General features: G+C 71.4%; 2 protein-coding genes. One reads left to right on the top strand and one right to left on the bottom strand.

The features are described 5' to 3' along the window. Positions 1–158 precede the first annotated feature (158 nt). A complete protein-coding gene (locus tag H5J30_RS29575; RefSeq protein WP_181790399.1) occupies positions 159–878 on the bottom strand; it encodes a hypothetical protein in 720 nt (239 codons plus the stop codon). Between the two features lie 95 nt (positions 879–973). On the opposite strand from H5J30_RS29575, the gene H5J30_RS29570 reads away from it, so the two are divergent. After that, positions 974–2,043 (top strand): Mrp/NBP35 family ATP-binding protein (locus H5J30_RS29570; protein ID WP_181790397.1); only part of this gene is annotated, 1,070 nt, incomplete at its 3' end.

The following is a 2,043-nucleotide window of genomic DNA, read 5'->3' as shown; positions in this document are numbered from 1 at the left end:
GGCGGCGGCGCGGCTGAGAGGGCCGCGATGCGTACGGTACGAAGCCGCCGTACGGCAGTAGTTACTGGCGAGCGGTTCGCAGACGTCGTACGCGGCGAGCGGCCGTCAGGCGGCGGGATCCGTACGGCGGCCCCAAGCCGTGCGCAAGCAGGGCCGGTTCAGCTCGCCGAGATCTGCTTCCCGTAGTCCACGACCTCTTCCTTGCGCGGGGCGTTGACCTCGAACTCCTCGTCCCAGTCCACGAGCCGCAGCTCGCCGGCGTCCCCCGCGCGCTCCAGCAGCAGCGGGTACGGCCGCCCCTCCAGGGCCACCTCCAGCGCCCCGCCCGCGCCGTCGTCGGCCGTGACCCGGATCGTGGTGACGCCGTCGACCTCGCCGTTGTCCTCCACGGCCAGCTCGCCGTCGAGCTTGAGCAGCCCGTCGAGCAGCAGCTTCATCTCGGTGAAGCCGCTGAGCTGCTTGTACGCGGTGTCCTCCGGCGGCACCTTCACGTACTTGCCGTCGAGCTTCTGCGCCGCGGCCATGTCGGACTCCGACGGCTTGCCGTCGCCGTCCTTGCCCTCGTCCTGGTGCAGCCAGAACTCGTCTCCGGCCTTCAGGAAGAGGTCCTCCTCGTCGCGCAGCAGCGAGAACGTCATGCCGCCGGTGGACACTTCGCCGACCCCGCCGGCGGACGAGAGCCTCATGTCGAGCTTGACCGGCTGGCCGTTGCTCACCAGCGTCCCGGCCAGCCGCACCGAGCCGGCGCCCGCCGCCGCCTTCTCCGCCTTGGACCTGATGCTCTCGGGAGAGAGCTTCCCGACGCCGTTCTCGCCCGCCTGCGGACCGTCCTCGCCGCAGCCCGCGAGAACGGTGGCGGAGACAGCGAACAGCACGATCCGGAAGGCCGATCTCCTCATCACGTGCGGCAGCGTACCGGGCGACCGGGCACCTGGCTTTCCCCGCCCGCGGCACTCGGCCGTACGCTGGTGCCATGGCTGTCACAGAAGAGGCGGTGCGCGCCGCGCTCGCTACGGTGAACGACCCGGAGATCCACCGGCCGATCACCGATCTCGGCATGGTCAAGTCGGTCGACATCGGGACAGACGGCTCGGTTGCCGTCGGCGTCTTCCTGACCATCGCCGGCTGTCCGATGCGGGACACGATCACCTCACGGGTCACCGACGCGGTCGAGAAGGTCGCGGGTGTGACGTCCGTCACCGTGGAGTTGGACGTGATGAGCGACGAGCAGCGCAAGGCGCTCGCCGCGTCCCTGCGCAACGGCAAGGCGGAGCGGGAGATCCCCTTCGCCCAGCCCGGCTCGCTGACCCGGGTGTACGCGGTCGCGTCCGGCAAGGGCGGCGTCGGCAAGTCGTCCGTGACGGTCAACCTGGCGGCGGCGATGGCGGCGGACGGGCTCAAGGTCGGGGTCGTCGACGCCGACATCTACGGCCACTCCGTACCCCGGATGCTCGGCACGGACGACGTGCCCACGCAGGTCGAGGACATGATCATGCCCCCGACGGCGCACGACGTGAAGGTCATCTCCATCGGGATGTTCACCCCGGGCAACGCGCCGGTCGTCTGGCGCGGCCCGATGCTCCACCGCGCGCTCCAGCAGTTCCTCGCGGACGTCTTCTGGGGCGACCTCGACGTGCTGCTCCTCGACCTGCCCCCGGGCACCGGCGACATCGCGATCTCCGTCGCGCAGTTGGTGCCGAACGCCGAGATCCTCGTCGTCACCACGCCGCAGCAGGCCGCGGCCGAGGTCGCCGAGCGGGCCGGGGCGATCGCCGTGCAGACGCACCAGAAGATCGTCGGCGTGGTGGAGAACATGTCGGGCCTGCCGTGCCCGCACTGCGGCGAGATGGTCGACGTCTTCGGCACCGGCGGCGGCAAGCAGGTCGCCGAGGGGCTGACGCGTACGACGGGCGCGGAGGTGCCGGTGCTCGGCGCCATCCCGATCGACGTGACGCTGCGGGCCGGCGGCGACGAGGGCAAGCCGGTCGTCCTCACCGACCCGGACTCCCCGGCGGGCGCGGCGCTGCGCGACATCGCGGCGCG

The organism is Streptomyces phytophilus, assembly GCF_013870535.1.
Classification (GTDB): domain Bacteria; phylum Actinomycetota; class Actinomycetes; order Streptomycetales; family Streptomycetaceae; genus Streptomyces; species Streptomyces phytophilus.
Note: the sequence above shows the minus strand (reverse complement) of the source record. Positions and strands in the feature narration are given on the sequence as shown.